This is a genomic window from Streptomyces sp. BK208 (assembly GCF_004364245.1).
Taxonomy (GTDB): Bacteria; Actinomycetota; Actinomycetes; order Streptomycetales; family Streptomycetaceae; genus Streptomyces.
Genome location: NZ_SOAV01000013.1, coordinates 85,139 through 103,351 on the forward strand (window position 1 = coordinate 85,139; position 18,213 = coordinate 103,351).

The 18,213-nt window shown below is 71.4% G+C and carries 12 protein-coding genes; 8 read left to right on the plus strand and 4 right to left on the minus strand.

What is annotated here, in order from left to right:
• Positions 1-140 precede the first annotated feature (140 nt).
• Both EV562_RS28210 and EV562_RS28215 read left to right on the plus strand, forming a co-directional pair.
• Positions 141-617, plus strand: coding sequence for a MarR family transcriptional regulator (locus EV562_RS28210; protein WP_208298439.1), 477 nt, complete (start codon positions 141-143; stop codon positions 615-617).
• 406 nt (positions 618-1,023) lie between these two features.
• Entirely contained in the window at positions 1,024-2,541 is a 1,518-nt protein-coding gene (locus tag EV562_RS28215; RefSeq protein ID WP_133889683.1) for a carotenoid oxygenase family protein, read from the plus strand.
• Between the two features lie 64 nt (positions 2,542-2,605).
• On the opposite strand, the gene EV562_RS28220 is transcribed toward EV562_RS28215, so the two are convergent.
• The gene (locus tag EV562_RS28220; protein ID WP_133889684.1) at positions 2,606-3,049 is read right to left on the minus strand and encodes a VOC family protein; all 444 of its coding nucleotides are present in this window, start codon (positions 3,047-3,049) and stop codon (positions 2,606-2,608) included.
• Positions 3,050-3,274: 225 nt separating this feature from the next.
• Positions 3,275-4,258 carry an aminoglycoside phosphotransferase family protein gene (locus EV562_RS28225; protein WP_133889685.1) on the minus strand — a complete coding sequence of 328 codons (984 nt, stop codon included), beginning with the start codon at positions 4,256-4,258 and terminating at the stop codon, positions 3,275-3,277.
• Between the two features lie 249 nt (positions 4,259-4,507).
• Between EV562_RS28225 and EV562_RS28230 the strand changes: the two genes are divergently transcribed.
• On the plus strand, positions 4,508-6,157 hold the full coding sequence (locus EV562_RS28230; protein WP_133889686.1) for a TlrC/CarA/OleB/SrmB family ABC-F type ribosomal protection protein: 1,650 nt from the start codon (positions 4,508-4,510) through the stop codon (positions 6,155-6,157).
• Positions 6,158-6,321: 164 nt separating this feature from the next.
• On the opposite strand, the gene EV562_RS28235 is transcribed toward EV562_RS28230, so the two are convergent.
• The gene (locus tag EV562_RS28235) at positions 6,322-8,016 is read right to left on the minus strand and encodes an RICIN domain-containing protein (protein ID WP_133889687.1); all 1,695 of its coding nucleotides are present in this window, start codon (positions 8,014-8,016) and stop codon (positions 6,322-6,324) included.
• Between the two features lie 338 nt (positions 8,017-8,354).
• On the opposite strand from EV562_RS28235, the gene EV562_RS28240 reads away from it, so the two are divergent.
• From EV562_RS28240 to EV562_RS28260, 5 genes are all read left to right on the plus strand, one after another.
• On the plus strand, positions 8,355-9,386 hold the full coding sequence (locus EV562_RS28240; protein ID WP_133889688.1) for a LacI family DNA-binding transcriptional regulator: 1,032 nt from the start codon (positions 8,355-8,357) through the stop codon (positions 9,384-9,386).
• 451 nt (positions 9,387-9,837) lie between these two features.
• Positions 9,838-10,932 (plus strand): ABC transporter substrate-binding protein, encoded by a 1,095-nt coding sequence (locus EV562_RS28245; protein ID WP_133889689.1) that lies wholly within the window; start codon positions 9,838-9,840, stop codon positions 10,930-10,932.
• A 64-nt stretch (positions 10,933-10,996) separates the two neighbouring features.
• Complete coding sequence (locus tag EV562_RS28250) at positions 10,997-12,559, plus strand: sugar ABC transporter ATP-binding protein (RefSeq protein WP_133889690.1); 1,563 nt, start codon at positions 10,997-10,999, stop codon at positions 12,557-12,559.
• On the plus strand, positions 12,552-13,514 hold the full coding sequence (locus EV562_RS28255; protein ID WP_133889691.1) for an ABC transporter permease: 963 nt from the start codon (positions 12,552-12,554) through the stop codon (positions 13,512-13,514). The genes EV562_RS28250 and EV562_RS28255 overlap by 8 nt, the downstream gene beginning before the upstream one ends.
• On the plus strand, positions 13,511-14,545 hold the full coding sequence (locus tag EV562_RS28260; protein WP_133889692.1) for an ABC transporter permease: 1,035 nt from the start codon (positions 13,511-13,513) through the stop codon (positions 14,543-14,545). Before EV562_RS28255 ends, EV562_RS28260 begins: the two co-directional genes overlap by 4 nt.
• 246 nt (positions 14,546-14,791) lie before the next feature.
• On the opposite strand, the gene EV562_RS28265 is transcribed toward EV562_RS28260, so the two are convergent.
• Positions 14,792-18,067, minus strand: coding sequence for a LamG-like jellyroll fold domain-containing protein (locus EV562_RS28265; RefSeq protein ID WP_133889693.1), 3,276 nt, complete (start codon positions 18,065-18,067; stop codon positions 14,792-14,794).
• Positions 18,068-18,213: the final 146 nt, after the last annotated feature.

An 18,213-nucleotide genomic window follows, 5' to 3' on the forward strand; every position in this document is an offset into this window, starting at 1 on the left:
GCGGAGCCTCGTCGAATATGCGTGAGCCGAGTGTGCCGGATGCGCCGGGCGTGCCCGGTGTGTCGTCGCCGGTCAGCCGAGTCATCCGCCTGCCGCGGCGGCGCCTAGTAAGCTGACAGCGTCCCAGCGTCTGCGAGAGTGTGACCGTGACTGCTTCCCGTCCCAGCCCCGACGAGGTCGCACGCGTGACCTCCACGGCCGCGGAGCTGCTGGAAGTGGTCTGGGGCCGGGCTTCGACCGCGCCCGCCTCCGTCTCCCAGCTGCGCGTGCTGTTCATCCTCGAGCACCACGAGGGGATCAACCTGCGCACGCTCGCCGGTTCCCTCGCGTCCACGCCGCCGTCGACCAGCCGGTTGTGCGACCGCCTGCAGGCTGCCGGCTTCGTCGAGCGCACGGTCAGCTCGACCAGCCGGCGAGAAGTGCGCCTCTACCTCAGCAAGAGGGGGCGTGCCTTCCTCGACGACCTGCGGGAGCGAAGGGAGCGGGAGCTGCGAGCGGTGCTGGACCAGATGCCCGCCGCCAAGCGGACCGCCCTGCTGACCGGTCTTGAGGCCTTCTGCGAGACCGCCGCAAGCCAGCTCCACCACGACGCCGGCCCCGGAACCCGCTCCGCCTGAACCCCGCAGCGGAGCGGCACGGCTCCCGGCACCGCCCCGGCGGGAACCGGCGCTCGACCCGGCCGCCCCCTCCACCGAGACATGCGGCGTCGTCCTCCCCATGGCCCCTCCCCTTGTTCCCTGCTCCTTCGCGAGCGTCGCCCCGGCTGTCTGTGCACCGCATACCCCGCTTGCCCGCGTCGAACGGAACCGTGGCGTTCATCTCGTACAGAACACCCAAACGTGCGTATAGCGCACGCCGCGCCCGGGCCGCGCGCACCACCGCGGGGGAGTGGGGTGGTGCCGGCACCACCGGTGATCCGGTGCCTGGGCCCCCTGCCTCGCGGGCGACCGCGGAGGAGGGTTGGTCCCGTCACCACGGACCCGGCCGGAGCACCGGGCACCGACAACGGAACGAGGGATCACGATGGCCAGTCACACGCGGCGGAGAGTTCTCAAGGGCGCGGCGGTCGCGGCAGCGGGCGGTGTGGTGGGGAGTGGACTCGGGCCCGGGTCCGGCTTCTTCACTGCCGCGGCGCAGGCGAATCCCGTGGCGCCGAAGTGCGTCGAAACCGGGGAGACCCCGTTCCTGGAAGGGGCCTTCGCGCCGGTCACCGAGGAGCTGACCGCCTTCGGCCTGAACGTCGTCGGCCGTGTCCCGCGCGACCTGGACGGCCGGTACCTGCGCAACGGCCCGAACGCGCTGGGTCTCGAGGACGTCCGCGCCCACCACTGGATGATCGGCGACGGGATGGTGCACGGAGTCCGGCTGCGCGGCGGGCGCGCGGAGTGGTACCGCAACCGCTGGGTGCGGTCGTCGCAGGTGAGGGCGAAACTGGGTGAGCCCGGGTCCGGGCATGCACCGCCGGACGACTTCGCCTGCAACACGCACGTGATCCCGTACAAGGGACGCATACTCGCGCTGCAGGAAGGCGGGCCACTGCCGTACGAGCTGGACGGCGAACTGGGCACCGTGCGCCCGTACGACTTCCGCGCCACGATCGAGGGCGCCTTCACGGCACACACCAAGTACGACGCGGCGGCCGACGAACTGCACGCGATCGCGTACTACCCCACCTGGGACCACGTGCGGCACATCGTGATCGACCGCACCGGCCGGGCGAGGGCCGCGCGGCGGGTCCCCGTCGCGGACGCGCCGATGATGCACGACTTCGCCCTCACGGAGAAGTACGTGGTCATCGTGGACGTCCCGGTCACCTTCGACGGCGCCGCCGCCGAGGCGGGCGCGATCGTGCCGTACGTGTGGAACGACAGGCACCCCATGCGCATCGGGCTGCTGCCGCGCGCCGGCGGCACCACGCGCTGGTTCGAGATCGACCCGGTGTACTACTCGCACACCCTCAACGCCTACGACCAGGGCGACACCGTCGTGGTGGAGTACACCGGATTCCCCGCCCCCTTCCACGCGGCCGGGCGCGGCCTGGGCGGACCCTCCGCCACCGGCTCCCCGACGCTCGACCGATGGACGATCGACCTGCGCGCGGACCGGGTCCGAGCCGCGCGGCTGGACGACCGGCCGCAGGAGTTCCCGCGTATCAACGAAGCCCTGGTCTCGCGTCGCCACCGCTACGCCTACACCGCGAGCGCGGCCGAGATGTGGCGCGCGTACGAGGCCGTCGACGGGGCGTGTCCGGACGACAAGTTCACCAACTGTTTGGTGAAGCACGACATGGCACGGGGCAGCCGGCAGGTCCACCGCTTCCCGCGGGGTGCCGCGGCCAGCGAGCCGGTGTTCGTCCCGCGGCGCGGTGCGCGGGACGAGGACGACGGTTACGTCCTGTCGTACGTGAACGACCCCGACCGGGGTGCGACCGACCTGGTGATCCTCTCCGCACAGGACTTCACAGGCCACCCACTGGCCCGCGTCCAGCTGCCCGGACGCGTTCCGCTGGGGTTCCACGGCAGCTGGATCCCGGACGCCTGAGGCCTTTGGCCGCCCGGGAGCCCCGGCGGGTCGTCGCGCGAGCACCCGCCGCGGCGGCCGGCCTTCAGCCGAGCTGCTCGGCGAGTCCGACGACGATGTTCTCGGGGCCGCGGACGTAACAGAGCCGGTAGACGTTCTCGTACTGCACGATCTCACCGACGAGTTCGGCCCCGCCGCGGTCCCGCAGCCGGGCCACGACGTCATCGACGTCGTCGACGGCGAACATGACCCGACGAAGGCCGAGGGTGTTCGCCGGTGCGTCGTGCGGCTCGGGAACGACGGCCTCCGGGCGGTGGAACTTCGCCAGCTCCACCCGGCCCTGACCACCCGGGACCCGCAGCATGGCCACGTCCTGCCGGACGTCGCGGAGGCCGATGACCAGCTCCGCACCGGGCCATTCGAGCGGTCCCCTGCCCTCCAGCTCCAGGCCCAGCTCGACGAAGAACGCGATGACGGAGTCGAGGTCGTCGACGACGATGAGGACGTTGTCCAACCGCTGGACGGTCATGGGGAGCCTCCTTCGAGTGACGCGGTCACCGTAGCGTGTGCCGGAGCCGCTCGTCGGCCGCCGCGGGACGCAGACCCCGACACGCCGCAGCCGTACCGACGCCGCGCCGGACCGGCGCCCGTGACGCGGTGCCGGACCGCCGAAGTCGACCCGCGCCGCGTCCCGGACAACTGGCTGCAGGACCGGCCCGTGCCGTGCTCCTGGCCGCAGGCCGCCGATCCCGCTTCAGGCGTAGCGCGCGAAAAGCGCCTGGAGGTACCCCTCCAGCCGCCTGGTCAGCAGGGCGGGGGTCAGATCGGTACGGCCCACCTCGCGCCACGGGACGGCGACCTTCTCGGCGTCCGGAGCGAAGGCCAAGGCGTCCAGCAGACGCCAGTAGAGATGAGAGGCGTGATCTTCAGCCAGCGTCCCTCCCGCCGCAACGTAGAGGTCGGCGAACCGCATGCCCGCGGAGACCCCGTGCAGCAGGGCGAGGGCCGTCGAGCAGTGGGCCACGTCCAGGTCGGCCGGTCCCCACGAGGTCTCCACCCAGTCGACGACGCCGCTGATCCGCAGCCCGTCTACGTCGCCTGTGAAGAGGACATTGCCGGGATGGAAGTCCCGGTGCAGGAAGCAGGCCGGGTACTCCGGGGGCTCGCGGCGGATCACGTCCACGGCCCATTGCCACAGCTCAGGCCGCTCGGTGTCTTCGGGCGGGCTCACCCGCTCGGGAGATGCCCACGCCTGGTACGCGCGCGGCCGTGTCTGGGCGGTCACCGACACCCGGTGGATACGCAGCAATTGGCGGGCCAGCAGTTCGGCACGCCGACCGGCTCCCTCGTCGCTCAGGCGCACGGCCCCGGGCAACAGGGACATCAGCAAGGAGGGGTGATCGCAGTACTGCGCTGTGGCGTCCACGGCCACCAGCGCGGCCGCGGGTACGTCCGTGCTGCCGAGCAGACGCAGGATGGCTGCCTCGCGGTTCAGCAGGCCCTCCGCGTGGCGAACGTAGAAGGGTTTGACGAAAGAACGCAGGACCAGCGACCGTCGACCGTCCCGCCCGCAGATGTCCAGACGGCGCATCTCCGACGTCCAGCCGCCACGCAACCGTGCAACATCCTCGATGCGTTCTTCCTCGGCCAGCCCCTTCTCCACCCAGGCGCGCGTCACATCCCAGCTCTGGCCCTCGCGATCGACACCGACGTGCTCAGTTCCCTCGCCCGCAACCATGAAGGCAGGCTATCGATCTCATCGACGAACACATGTGGCTCCGCCCTCGGATCAGGGAGAGCCAGCGAGGCGAGACGTATCGTATTGCCAAGTCGCCCGTCATGGCGTACTGTCCTTCGCATGGGTTCCCTGTGAGATCACCGGCACCGACGGCGTAGAGCACCGCTCCGCCGTCGCCGCGCCCCGCCGTGCAGCCATTCACCCCGATCCGGCCCCCGGGAATCCCGTGCGGCCAGGAGGGAACCGATCTTGCACACCGCACAACTCACCCTCTGTCACGTCACCAAGCGCTACCCCGGCCGCACCGTTCTGGACCAGGTCTCCTTCACGCTCAAGCCGGGCGAGAAGGCCGGGCTGATCGGCGACAACGGCGCGGGGAAGTCCACCCTGCTCAGGATCCTCGCCGGGCAGGAGCGCCCGGACAGCGGCGAGGTGACCGTGACCGCCGCCGGCGGGATCGGCCATCTCCCGCAGACCGTCCCGCTGCCCCCGACCGCCACCGTCCAGGACGCGGTCGACCTGGCCCTCGCGGACCTGCGCGCTCTGGAGGCGGAGCTGCGCCGGGCCGAGCGGGCACTCGGTGACGGCGACGATCCGGCGGCGCTCTCGGCGTACGCCGTGCTCCTCGCACGCTACGAGGCCCGGGGCGGCTACGACGCCGATCACCGGGTGGACATCGCGCTGCACCACCTCGGGCTGCCGGCGCTCCACCGGGAGCGCCTGCTCGGCACCCTGTCCGGGGGCGAGCGCTCCCGTCTCGCCCTGGCCGGGGTCCTCGCCGGCCGCCCGGAGGTCCTGCTCCTGGACGAGCCGACGAACGACCTGGACGACCGGGCCGTGGAATGGCTGGAGGCGCAACTGCGGGCGCATCGCGGCACGGTGCTCGCGGTCACCCATGACCGGGTCTTCCTTGAGCGCCTGACCACCACGGTCCTGGAGGCCGAGGCGGGAAGGATCACCCGCTACGGAGACGGCTACACCGGCTACCGCACGGCGAAGGCTGCCGAGCGCCGTCGTCGGCTCCAGGAGTACGAGGAGTGGCGGTCCGAACTGGCCCGCAGCGAACGGCTGGCCACCGGCCACGCCGCCCGCCTCGGAGCCATCCCGCGCAAGGCGGCGCTGGCCAACTTCGGCCACGGCGGCTTCCGGGCCCGAGGCCGGGCGCACGGGGCGATGGCTCGCGTCCGCAACGCCCGTGAGCGGGTCGAGCGGCTGAACGGGAACCCGGTGGCGCCGCCGCCGGACCCGCTGGCCTTCACGGCGTACGCGAGGGCGGCGGGGGAGGCGGCGGCAGGCGTCGAGACTCCTTCCGCGGAGCCTGTGGCGGTACGACTGGCGGACGTGCGTGTGGGTGACCGTCTTCGCCTGGGGTCCCTCGTCCTCGGCAGCCGCGGCCGGCTTCTCGTCACCGGCCCCAACGGCGCGGGCAAGACGACGCTGTTGAAGGTGCTCGCGGGTGAACTGGGTCCGGACGAGGGCACGGTGCGGGTTCCCGGCCGGGTCGGTCATCTGCGCCAGAGCGAGACGCCGTGGCCGGCCCATCTGAGGGTGGTCGAGGCGTTCGGGCTGGGCCGCCCGGGCACCGCCGACGAGCACGCCGACGCCCTGCTCGCCCTCGGCCTCTTCCGCGCGGCGGAACTTGGGCTGCGCATGGGCGAGTTGTCGTACGGCCAGCGCCGCCGCGTGGACCTGGCCCGGCTGGTCTCGGAGCCCGCCGACCTCCTGCTGCTGGACGAGCCGACGAACCACCTTTCCCCGGCCCTGGTCGAGGAACTGGAGGAGGCGCTGACGGGTTTCCCGGGCGCGATCGTGCTGGTCACACACGACCGTGCCCTGCGCGGACGCTTCCAGGGCGAGCGTCTGCGGCTGCCGGTGGCGGCGGGCGTCCCGACGGGGTGAAGCCCGTCGAGTCCGTGCCGACCGCCGCCCGTCATCGCCGGGCGGCGGTCGCCCCGTCGTCGACCGACGACCGATGCACTCCTGGCGGAGTACCGGAATGCTTCCGGAGAGGCGTGGCGGCCGTCGGCGCACTCACCCGTGGACACCCCGGCGAGCGGCCCGGGTCAGACGCGTTCCAGCCGCCAGAGCTGTGGTTGCAGCCCGTTGCACGTCCACTGCTGGACATTGGCGCCCGGCTCCCGCGACCCCAGCGCGACGTCCAGGCACTGGCCGCTGGAGCGGGCGACCAGCCGGTAGTAGCCCCGGCCCGCGTTCTCCAGCCGCCAGTCCTGCGCCGCCGCCCCGTTGCAGTACCACTGCCGGACGTTCGCACCCGGGGCGGGGGAGCCGTTCTCCACGTCCAGGCAGTGGCCGCTGTTGCGCGCCGTCAGCGTGAACCGGCTGCCGCCGTGGGCGCGCACCGTCCAGTCCTGCGGACCGAGACCGTTGCACGTCCACTGCTGGACATTGCCCCCGGGCTCGCGCGCATCGGCCGCGACGTCGAGACAGTGCCCGCTGCCCGCGTTGACCAGCCGGTAGCGGGCACCGTCGACGACACCGGCCGCGTCCCCGGTGCCGGTGACGCTCCCGGTGGCGAAGTACGGCCTGCACACCGAGCCGTCCCAGTCGGTGGCGATCTCAAGGACGCGGCGGCCGTCCGCGGACGGCAGGAGGGGCGAGCTGTAGTTCTGGCAGTAGTTGACCTCCGGCGCGGGTACGGTGACCGGCGCCTCGATCTCGTACCACGGCCCGCTGCCGTTCTCCGTGTTGGCGAGGATCGTGCGGCCGCTCTCGGCGGCGGGCGTGCCGTCCCTGTCGAGGAGCCGCTGGCCGATCAGCAGCAGCCGCCCGTTCGGAGCGCCGTCCGGTGACGGTGCCCAGGCGACGGTCGGTGCCGCGCGGAAGTACTTGCCGTCCACCGTCTCGGGCCGCTGTCCGAGGAAGGCGGGGTCTCCCCAGTTCCAGCCGTCCGTGGACGTGCGGAAGTGCACCACGCACTGGTACTGGCCGCCGGGGTTGCAGATCTCGTAGCTCATGAAGTAGCCGCCGTTCGGCAGTTTCCGCACCACCGGCATCCCGGGCCGGTCCTCGGCCCGGGCGCTCGCCACGGTGGCGTGGTGGTCCTGCCAGTGGACGCCGTCGTAACTGCGTGCCGCGACCAGCTTCTGACTGTGCCCGGGGTCGGTCTCGTCGGAGTAGTGGCAGACCAGCGCGCCGTCCGCCGCCACGGAGAACTCCGGCTCCCACAGACCGCCGGTGCCGCCCGCGACGGCACAAGAGGACAGGTAGGACCAGGTACGTCCCACGTCGTCGCTCCGCCAGATCCGCAGCGCCATCCGGCGGTCCTGCTGGTCCTGGCCTGCGGACGAGGCCCACAGCAGGGTGCCGGCACGCAACCCTCCCACCTGCCGGGGCAGTTCGAACAGGGTGGTGCAGCACAGGCCCTGGCCCGCCGCCGACGCGGGGTCGACGACTCGGCCGACCTCGCGGAAGCTCGTACCCGCGTCGGTGCTCTCGTGGATGGCGCCCACACCGCCTGCGCCGTCGAAGGTGACGACGCTCGCGAGGACACGGCCGTCGGCCGCGCCGTTGTGGGCGAGCCGGACGGCACGGGGGTAGAGGCCCGTGCCGTCGCGCAACGGCGTCCCGGTGGCCGCGGGGGAGGCGGCCACCGCCGCGGCGGAGTCCGGAGAGGAGTGGGGCGACGGCGCATCGGCGCCGGCCGGACCGGCCACGGCCAGGCTGAGGACGCCGGTCAGAGCGCACAGCGTGGCGCGGTTCCGGGAGCGTTGGAGGAAGTGGAACAGGCGGAGGAACACGACGGTCTTCCTTCCTGCGAGGAGGAAATCCGCGCCAGGTTAGAGGAGCGTGTACATCGATGTAAATACATCGATGTACACGGGGTGTGCGGGTGATCCCGAGGCGTTCGTGCGGCAGACTTCCTCCGCGGCCGGGTCCGCCTCGTCGCCGGTCTTCCGTTCGGCCGGGCGAACGTCGGTGCGGCCGGAAGGCGTACGGCCGAGCATGCCTTGTCAGTGCGGCGGCAACGGATGTATAACGTTGCAAAATCAGCGCACGGGCTCGGCGCACGGCTCAGGGGGACGACACCGGACCCGCACCGACCACCCGAGTCGGGCCGCTCAGGGAAGGGAACGCCGTGCGGGTCAGCCTCAAGGACGTCGCCGCGCACGCGGGGGTCTCGATCAAGACCGTCTCCAACGTGGTGAACAACTACCAGCACGTCGCTCCCGCCATGCGGGAACGCGTGCAGCGTTCCATCGACGAACTCGGCTACCGGCCCAATCTCACCGCCCGGCACCTTCGGGCGGGACGCACGGGCATCATCGCGCTCGCCCTGCCCGAGCTGGGCAACCCCTACTTCGCGGAACTGGCCGCGGCGGTCATCGACACGGCGGCCCAGCACGACTACACCGTGCTGCTCGACCACACCGGCGGGCGCCGTGAGCAGGAGCTGCTGGTGAGCCAGGGCTTCCGGGCGCGGGTCATCGACGGACTGATCCTCAGCCCCATCGAGCTGGAGACCGAGGACCTGCGCGATCGCGCCGGGAACGTGCCGCTCGTGCTGCTGGGCGAGCGGGACTACGACCTGCCCTACGACCACATCGCCATCGACAACGTCGCCGCCGCCCGCGAGGCCGTCGCGCACCTGGTCGCCCTCGGCCGCCGGGAGGTGGCCTTCATCGGCGCCCGGCGCGGGAGCAATCAGCCGGCCCAACTCCGGGTGCGCGGCTGGCGCGAGGAGCTGGCCGCGGCCGGGCTGCCCGTCGACGAGGGACTCGTCGCGGCCACGGACGGCTGGGGACACGCGGACGGCGCGGCGGCCATGACCCGTCTCCTCGACGAGGGCAGGCGTCCCGACGCCGTCTTCGCCTTCAACGACCCCATGGCGATCGGCGCGATGCGGGTGCTTCACGCGCGGGGACTGCGGGTGCCCGAGGACATCGCGGTGGTCGGATTCGACGATGTCGTCGAGGGGCGCTTCGGAGCCGTGTCCCTCACGTCCGTCTCGCCGGACAAGGCGGCCATCGGCCGGCTCGCGGTGGAGTCGGTCCTCGCCCGGCTCGGGGGCGCCGCTCCGGAACCCCGGCGTGTCTGGGCCGGCTACCGACTGGTCGAGCGGGAGAGCACGTTGGGGCGCCGCGCCGCCGACGAGGCACCGAGCGGCTGACGGCGGGACCGCCCTCCCGGGGAGGCAGGAGACACCGGCGTCCGGCCGGGGGAGCGCGACCGCCGAAGGCGCTGTGACAGCGTTGTCAGCCGCTGACGCGCATCAGTTTTCACGCACCCCCGGTGACGAGTCAAGAGGTGGGTGCCGTCCCGGTCGCCGGGAGACCCGGCGCCGTCGCCGGGAACTCCCCGTCGACGGCCGGACCGACGCCGAGACCGTGGCCCGCCCTCACGTCCGCCGGGCCGCGGTCACCCGGTCCGCCGCGTGCACCCGCCGGTCCCGTGGCCCGCCCGCGTCTCCTGCGCAGGGGGTTTACAGGTCCCTTGCAACGATGTAAAACCCTCTTGCGGCGCACCGGACACAGGGCCGGCGCCCAGGGGGTCGGCCGGTTCTGCTCGTCGTTCGGTTCCCCCATTCCCTTTCAGCGTTCGCCCGGATCGGGGTCACCACCATGCAGCGCACCACTCCTCGCCGTTCTCTCCTCGCCCGTCCCGCGGTCGTGGCCCTGGCCGCCGCCGTGGCCCTGACCGCGACCGCCTGCGCGAAGACGGAGGACGACAGTTCGGACAACCAGCAGTCGGAGACGGCCGCGGGCGCCGAGCAGAAGGTCGTCACTCCGAAGCCCGGCAGCAAGACCTGCACCATCGACGCCTACGGCGCGAAGAAGATCGATCTGAAGAACGCCACCGTCGGCTTCTCGCAGTCCGAGAAGGAAGCCAACCCGTTCCGCATCGCCGAGACCCGGTCCATCAAGGACGAGGCGAAGAAACGGGGCGTCAGGCTGCTGACGGCCAACGCCCAGTCGCAGTTCTCCAAGCAGATCAGCGACGTGCAGAACCTGCTGGCCAAGGGTGCCGACCTGCTGGTGATCGCGCCGCTCAACTCCGACGGCTGGGACCCGGTGCTGCAGGCGGCCGCCGCCAAGAAGGTGCCGATCATCACGATCGACCGCAAGATCAACGCCGAGCCCTGCAAGGACTACGCCTCCTTCATCGCCTCCGACTTCGTCGAGCAGGGCCGACGCGCCGCCGACCAGATGATCGAGGCGACGGGCGGCAAGGGGGAGGTCGCCATCCTGCTCGGCGCGGCCGGGAACAACGTCACCACCGAGCGGACCAAGGGGTTCAAGGAGCGGATCGCCGAGAAGGCCCCGGACCTGAAGGTCGTCTTCGAGCAGACCGGTGACTTCGCCCGCGAGAAGGGCCAGCAGGTCACCGAGCAGCTCATCCAGTCCAAGCCGGGCATCAAGGGGATCTACGCCGAGAACGACGAGATGGGTCTCGGCGCGGTGACCGCGCTCAAGGGCGCGGGCAAGAAGGCCGGCGACGTCAAGATCGTCACGGTGGACGGCACCCGCAACGCCGTACAGGGCGTCGTGGACGGCTGGATCAGCGGCGTCGTCGAGTCCAACCCGCGGTTCGGTCCGCTGGCGTTCCAGACGCTGGACACCTTCACCAAGGGCGAGGAAGTCCCCCAGGACATCATCATCGAGGACGGCGCCTACAACGGGGACAACGCCGAGCAGGACATCGGCAAGGCCTTCTGACCCTCCTCCGGGCCCGGACACCGGGCCCCGGCCCCCTCTCACCCCTTCCTTCCTGGAGGCACAGGTGGCACCCCCCGCCGAAGTCCTCGCCGTCCGCGGACTCAGCAAGACCTTCCCCGGCGTCCGGGCCCTGGACGACGTGGACCTCACCCTGCACCCCGGCGAGGTGCACGCCCTGATCGGCGAGAACGGCGCCGGCAAGTCGACCCTCATCAAGCTCCTCACCGGCGTCTACCGGCCCGACGCGGGTGACATCACCTTCCAGGGCCGCAAGGTCTCCTTCGCCACTCCACTGGAGGCCCAGAAGGCCGGCATCTCGACCATCTACCAGGAGGTCAACCTCATCCCCCTGCTGAGCGTGGCCCGCAACCTCTTCCTGGGCCGCGAGCCACGCAACCGCTTCGGCCTGCTGGACGTCGCCCGCATGAACCGCGAGGCCGAGCAGGCACTCGGCACCTACGGCGTCCGGGTGGACGTGCGGCAGCCCCTGCGCACCCTCGGGGTCGGCGCCCAGCAGATGGTCGCCCTGGCCCGCGCCGTGGCGACCGACGCCCGGATCGTCGTCATGGACGAGCCGACCTCCTCGCTCGAACCCCGCGAGGTCGAGACCCTGTTCTCGGTGATCCGGCGCCTGCGCGACGCCGGCATCGCCGTGGTGTACGTCAGTCACCGCCTGGACGAGCTCTACGCGATGTGCAGCACCGTCACCGTGCTGCGCGACGGGCGCCGCGTCCACCACGGCCGGCTGGCCGACCTGGACCGCCTCGCCCTGGTCTCCACCATGCTCGGCCGGGACCTCGGCGACGTCCGCGAGGAGGGGGCGACGAAGTTCTCCGGCGACCACCAGGCCGCCGGCACCAGGCCCGTGCTCCGGGCCGAGGGCCTCACGGTCCCGCACAAGCTGCACGAGGTCTCCGTGAGCATCCGCCCGGGCGAGGTCGTCGGGCTGGGCGGCCTGCTCGGCTCGGGACGCACCGAGACGGCGAAGGCCATCTCCGGTGCCCTCGCGAGGAGTTCGGGCGAGATCACGGTGGCCGGCGCTCCGCTGCGCGGCGGTTCCACCCCGGCGGCCATCCGCGCGGGGATCAGCCTCCTGCCCGAGGACCGCAAGAGCGAGGGCATCGTCCCCGGCCTGTCGGTCCGGGAGAACATCGCCCTCGCGGCGCTGCCCCGCCTCTCCCGCTTCGGCCTCGTCTCCGAGGCCCGCGTCGACAGCATCGTGGACACCTTCGTCAAGCGGCTGCGCATCAAGGCGTCCTCCCCACACCAGAAGGTCGGCGAGCTGTCCGGCGGCAACCAGCAGAAGGTGCTCCTCGCCCGCTGGCTGGCCATGAACCCCAAGGTGCTGCTCCTGGACGAGCCCACCCGCGGCATCGACGTCGGTGCCAAGGCGGAGGTCCAGAAACTCGTCGACGAACTGGCCGAGGACGGCCTGGGCGTCCTGCTCATCTCCTCCGACCTGGAGGAACTCATCGAAGGGTCCGACCGCGTGGTCGTACTGAAGGACGGTGCGGTCGTCGGCGAGCTGACCGGCGACGACGTCACCGAGGACAAGCTGATGCGCACCATCGCCGGCGGTGGCGAGCCGGTGCACGACGCGGTGAAGGAGGCGGCCACCGATGGCTGAGGCCACCCTCCGCACCCCGGCCCTGGACCGGGCCCGCGTCCTGCAGTGGCTGCAGACCTACGGCGTGTACGCCGGCGTGGCTCTGCTGCTGGTCGTCAACATCGTCATCACCCCGCACTTCATGTCCGCGGAGAACTTCCGCACCCAGGCCGTCCAGGTCGCCCCCGTCATCATCGTCGCGCTGGGCATGGCCCTGGTCATCGGCACCGAGGGCGTCGACCTGTCGGTCGGCGCCGTGATGGCCCTGGCCGCCTCGGTGACGGCCCTCTACCTCGGCTACGGCCTGGTGCCCGCGCTGCTGGTGGTGGCCCTGTTCGCCGCCGGAGTGGGACTGGCCAACGGGGCGCTGGTCGCGTTCATCGGCGTCCAGCCCATCGTGGCCACGCTGGCGCTCATGGTCGGCGGCCGGGGTCTGGCCCTGGTCCTGCTGCCGCAACTGGAGGACCTGCACAACCCGGCGCTGGCCTCTCTCGGCTCCGGTGACATCGCCGGCGTCCCGTACCTGATCCTGATCGCCGCCGCGCTGGCCGTGCTGGTCGCGTTCGTCGTCCGCCGCACCACCTTCGGCCGCCAGCTCCTGGCCATCGGCGACAGCCGTCCCGCGGCCCAGCTCGCCGGCCTGCCGGTGCGGCGCGTACTGATCATCGTGTACGTCGCCTGCGCGCTGCTCGCCGCAGTCGCGGGGGTGCTGGCCACCGCCCGCCTCCAGGCCAGCGACCCGACGTCGCTCGGCAACCTGATGGAACTGTCCGCCATCACCGCCGTCGTCGTCGGTGGCACCCCGCTGACGGGCGGACGCGTCAACATCGCGGGCACCGTGGCGGGAGCGGTCCTCATCCAGCTGCTCACCGCCACCCTGATCAAGCACGATCTGCCCCCCTCGTGGACCCAGATCGCCCAGGCCATAGTGATCGTGTGCGCGGTCTACGCGGCACGGGGACGGGGGAAGCGATGACCGCCACCGGGACGGACCGGCCCGTGACCACCGCGAGCAACGAACCGACCGACGCCACCGCACCGGTGGGTTCCGCGCGCTCCGAGCGGCTGAGCGCCCTGGTCCAGCAGCACGGCGCGCTCGCGGTGCTGGTCCTCGTCTCGGTCGTCGCCTCCTTCAGCTTCGACTCGTTCGCCACCGGCGACAACGTCTCCAACATGGCCACCGGTTCGGCGTTCCTCGCGATCGTCGCCCTCGGCATGACCTTCGTCATCATCACCGGCGGCATCGACCTGTCCGTCGGATCCCTGTTCGCCCTCGGCGGCGTCCTGGCGGCCTGGGGGTCCCGCCACGGCACCCTGGTGGCGCTGCTGCTGCCCCTTCTGGTCTGCGGCCTGATCGGAGTCGTCAACGGCCTGCTGGTCGCCCGCTCCCGGCTGGCCCCCTTCATCGTCACACTGGCCGCCATGCTGGGGGCGCGCGGACTGATGCTCGCCCTCACCGACGAGGGCGCCAACACCTACCTGATCGGCAAGGGTTCGTTCCTCGCAGAACTCGGGCAGGGCAGCACCCTGGGCGTGGGCAACCCGGTGTGGATCACGCTGGTGCTGTTCGTGGCGGGGGCCGTGGTGCTGCGCCGGACCCGCTTCGGACAGCACGTGTACGCCGTCGGCGGCAACGAGGACGCCGCCGCGCTGATGGGCGCGCCGGTGGCCCGCACCAAGATCGCCGTCTACACCCTGTCCGGGGCGCTGGCGGGTCTGGCCGGAGCGCTCAACGCCGCCTGGCTCGCCTCCGGGGTGACCATCCTCGGCAACGGCATGGAACTGGACGCCATCTCCGCCGTCGTCATCGGCGGCACCCTGCTCACCGGGGGTCTCGGCTACGTCAGCGGTTCACTGGTCGGTGTCCTGCTCCTGAAGGTCATCCAGAACATCATCAACCAGATCGGATCGCTGGACTCCTCCTACCAACTCGTCGTCAGCGGCGCCTTCCTGGCGCTCGTCGTGATCGCCCAGACCTGGCTGGGACGGAGACGGCAACTGATGTGACGGTGTCCAGGACACGCGGCGGCCGGTGCCCGGCAAAGGCACCGGCCGCCGCGTTGTCTGCCGGTGGTGCCGTGTGCTCGTAGTGCCGTGTGCCGTGAGCAGGCAGCGTGGTGAGGCTCCAGCGTCGTGTAGTGCGGCACCCGGGTCGGGGGTCCGTGCGGGCGTCGCCGTGCCCTGGTCCCGGAAACACGCGGTCCCGGCGAGTGCGCCGATCGGCACTCGCCGGGACCGTCACCGGAGCCCGGGCTACGGCTTCTCCTGCGCGTGGAGCGTGCTCACCTCCTCGGCGGTGAGTGCCCGGTCGTAGGCGTGGACCTCGTCGACCGCGCCGTTCCAGAAGTCGGTGTCGTCTCCGTTCCACTGGGCGCGACCGACCGCGAGCGGCCCGGAACCGACGTAGTTCGCGCCGCCGGCCGCGGTCGCCGCCAACTGCCCGTCTACATACAGCGCGATCTCGTCGTTCCCGCCGTCGCGTACCCCGACGAGGTGGTACCAGCGGCCCGTCTCCGGGGTGGTGACCAGCCGGGCACGGTGCTCGCCGGGCGTGCTGAAGGCGAAGGCGCCCTGGCCGTACTGCAGGTAGAACGGGCTCGCCCGGAACCGGCCGTCCTGGCTCACGGCGGTGGCGTAGTTGCCGGGGAGCGCGTCGAGCCTCACCCAGGCGGAGACCGAGTAGCTTCCGGTGGTGTCGAGCACGGGGCCGTCCGTCTCGGCGGACTGCCCCTGACCGTCGAACTTCAGCGCGCTGCCGCTGACACCGGGCGTCCAGGTGGTGCCCTCGGAGAGCCGCAGAGGCCTGGAGTTCGGGCCGTCGTCCCGCGCGGTGGTGCCGGCGCCCTCGTCGAGGGCCCAGTGCCCGCCGCCCTTCAGCTCCGGCCGCTCACCCGCGGCGGCGCCGGCCGCCAGGACCCTGCGGTTGACCTCACGCACCCGGTCAGGGTCGACCTTGATCTCCCGGCGGTCGTACGTGTACAGGCCGTTGAGCTCGTTCTCCAGGTCGGTGATCTGCGTGTACACCGAGCCCGACAGCTCGGCGCCGGCCTGTTCCAGGTAGAACTTCTCGGTGTTCTCGACGTACTTGCGGGTCAGCGCCTCCTTGTCGGCGACGCCGCTGTAGATCACGGTCGGGGCGCCCGGCCACATGTGCCCCGGTGTGCGCAGCGTGAAGCCGCCGTGCTCACCGTCGAACGCGGCACGGTGGTCGGGGAACGGCGGGTCCTCGTTGTTGTAGTCGTGGTGGTCGACGATGTCGCCCTTGCCCGAGTCGCCCTTGGAGTTGCAGCAGTTCACACCGCTGTGGGCGTTGACGACACGGGACGGATCGGCGGCCTTGACGGCCTCGGCGATACGGCCGCTCTCCTCGCGGTCCCACTCGCCCCAGCCCTCGTTGAAGACGATGTTGCCGATGACGGCGGGGGAGTCGTGGTGCTGCCGCATCGCCTCCATGCCCTGGTCGACGAAGGCCTTCTGCCCGCTCGTGCCGGTGATGTTCCCGGAGACGAAGTCCTGCCAGACCAGCAGGCCCAGGCGGTCCGCGTGGTAGAACCACCGGGCCGGCTCCACCTTGATGTGCTTGCGCACGGAGTTGAAGCCCAGTTCCTTGTGCGCCTTCAGGTCGAAGGCGAGTGCCTCGTCGCTGGGGGCCGTGTACAGGCCGTCGGGCCAGAAGCCCTGGTCGAGTGTGGCGAGCGAGAAGACGGGCTTCCCGTTCAGCACCAGCTTCTGGTATCCGCCGACCTTCTCGACGCCTACCTCGCGCATGCCGAAGTAGCTGCCGACCTTGTCGGTGGACCTGCCGTCGGTGAGTTCGACGTCGAGGTCGTACAGGTAGGGGTCGTCCGGGCTCCACAGGTGCTGCTTCGCCACCGGCAGCCGCAGCTCCTCGTTGGCGGGCCCGCGCACCCGGCCGACGACCTTGCCGCGCTTGTCACGGGCGACGGCCTCGACGCGCGCCTCGGGGGAGGCGCCCTCGGACTCGACGGTCACCGCGAGACTGCCGGAGTCGATGTCGGGGGTCGTGACCACGTCGTCGACGGAGGTGCGGGCGACCGGCTCCATCCACACCGTCTGCCAGATTCCCGACGACTGGGTGTAGAAGATGCCCCCCGGGTTCCGGGACTGCTTGCCCATCGGCTGGTCGGCGCCACCGGTGTCGGTGACCGCGACGACGATCTCCTGCGGTCCCTTGTCCTTGAGTGCGTCGGTGACGTCGGCGCTGAACGCGTTGTAGCCGCCGGTGTGTTCGGCGACCTTCCTGCCGTTGACCCAGACGGCGGCCTCGTAGTCCACGGCGCCGAAGTTGAGCTTCAGCCGCTGGCCCTTGCCACCCTTGCCGACCTTCCAGCTCCCGGGCACGTCGACGAGCTTGCGGTAGAACATGTGGTCCTCGTGCCGCTCGATCCCGGAGAGCTGGGACTCGACCGGGAACGGCACGACGATCCTCTCGTCGAGATCCTTGCCGAAGACCGGCGGTTCGCCGGCTTTCGCGGCGGCGAACTGCCAGGGCCCGTTCAGGTTCTTCCACTTGGCACGCACCTGCTGCGGGCGCGGGTACTCCGGCAGCGGGTGCCTCTCGTCGAGCCGGTCGCCCCACATGGTGGTGAGCCGGTGAGCGGAGTCGTTCTGCGCGTAGCGGTGGATGTCCGGCACGGTCTCGCCGCCGGAGGTCAGCCCGCCCTCGCCGTCGTAGGCCACCCGGACCTGCTGGCCCTTCTGGATCGGCTCCCCGAGGGTGACCAGCAGGGTGTTGCGGTCCCCCGGGGCCACCGAGACCGAGTCGATCGGCATCGGGGTGGTGTCGGCCTCGATCTCCAGGTGGTCCGCCAGCGCCTTGCCGGCGCCGCGGACGCTGCCCTCGAACCGGGCCCGCACCTGCCGGCCGTTCTCCGGGACCGACGGCTCGACCGGGTAGACCTCGAACCCGTCCGGCGGTGTGAACGCCGACATGGGAACGGCCTGCCTGGGCAGGGTCGGGGTCGACCAGCGCAGGAACATGTTGGCCCCGCCGGTGTCCTGGAACATCTCCAGGCGGAAGTCGTGCTTCTCACCGGCGGCCAGCCTGACCGGCGCACTGGTCTGCTCGTTGTCCCAGTCGGGCTCCCAGTGATCGATGACCGGTTCGCCGTCGACGAAGAGCCGGAAGCCGTTGTCTCCGCTGGCGTAGAAGGTGTAGTCACCGGTGGCCGGTGCTTCGAGCTGCCCGGTCCAGCGGGCGGTGGTGTGTTCCGTCCGGCCGGTCAGTTCCTGGAAGACGCCGGTCAGCCCGGAGAAGTTGATCTGCGGGTCCAGCAGGGTGCCGCCCAGCTGCGCGAAGTCCCGTGCGCCCGGCGCCGACATGCTGAAGTACTCGCCCTTGAGACCGTGCACCGCGACGGCGGCCTGTTCCGACGCGGTGGCCGCCGTACCGGTGGGCACCGCGGCGGCCGAAGTGCCGGTCACCAGGCCGGTGGTGGGGAGTGCCAGGGCCGCGGCGGTGAGCAGGGCCCAGGCTTTCGCTCTTGGGCGGGTGTGTCTTTGTCTCATCGAACCTTCCTCGCGCAAGGGCCCCGTCCCGGGGCCTTTCGGCAGGCGGCGGCACCGGCTGGGCAGGCGCCGGACGACGATTCTTCCAACGTTGGAAATTCTTGACAGCGGAATGACAACACGTCCGTCGGTGGCTGTCCAGACCT

Bases quoted from the DNA above. Each gene is read 5' to 3' on its own strand.
- EV562_RS28215 (WP_133889683.1), top strand. From the start codon at position 1,024: ATGGCCAGTCACACGCGGCGGAGAGTTCTCAAGGGCGCGGCGGTCGCG.
- EV562_RS28225 (WP_133889685.1), bottom strand. From the start codon at position 4,258: ATGGTTGCGGGCGAGGGAACTGAGCACGTCGGTGTCGATCGCGAGGGC.
- EV562_RS28265 (WP_133889693.1), bottom strand. From the start codon at position 18,067: ATGAGACAAAGACACACCCGCCCAAGAGCGAAAGCCTGGGCCCTGCTC.
- EV562_RS28220 (WP_133889684.1), bottom strand. From the start codon at position 3,049: ATGACCGTCCAGCGGTTGGACAACGTCCTCATCGTCGTCGACGACCTC.
- EV562_RS28245 (WP_133889689.1), top strand. From the start codon at position 9,838: ATGCAGCGCACCACTCCTCGCCGTTCTCTCCTCGCCCGTCCCGCGGTC.
- EV562_RS28260 (WP_133889692.1), top strand. From the start codon at position 13,511: ATGACCGCCACCGGGACGGACCGGCCCGTGACCACCGCGAGCAACGAA.
- EV562_RS28255 (WP_133889691.1), top strand. From the start codon at position 12,552: ATGGCTGAGGCCACCCTCCGCACCCCGGCCCTGGACCGGGCCCGCGTC.